The organism is Tritonibacter sp. SIMBA_163 (genome assembly GCF_046535935.1).
GTDB lineage: Bacteria > Pseudomonadota > Alphaproteobacteria > Rhodobacterales > Rhodobacteraceae > Epibacterium > Epibacterium scottomollicae.
Genome location: NZ_JAWJBP010000931.1, coordinates 1 through 251 on the forward strand (window position 1 = coordinate 1; position 251 = coordinate 251).

Annotated in this window: 1 protein-coding gene; it reads right to left on the minus strand. The window is 67.7% G+C overall.

From position 1 onward, the window contains the following. Positions 1-251 (minus strand): zinc finger domain-containing protein (locus R0J92_RS25055; RefSeq protein WP_411053675.1); only part of this gene is annotated, 251 nt, incomplete at both ends.

Sequence of the window (251 nt, forward strand, 5' to 3'; positions counted from 1 at the left end):
GCCGGAACATTTCGCGCAGGGGTCCTGAATGGTCTCGCCCCGGCCGTTGCACTGCGGGCAGGTGCGCTCGATGGAAAAGAAACCCTGGGCGGCCCGCACGCGCCCGGCGCCATGGCACATGGAGCACTGCACAGGCGACGATCCGGGCTTGGCGCCGGTGCCGGCGCACTCGTCGCAGCCGACCGATGTCGGCACGTGGATCTGCGCCGTCTTGCCGGTAAAGGCTTCCTCGAGCGTGATCTCCATGTTGT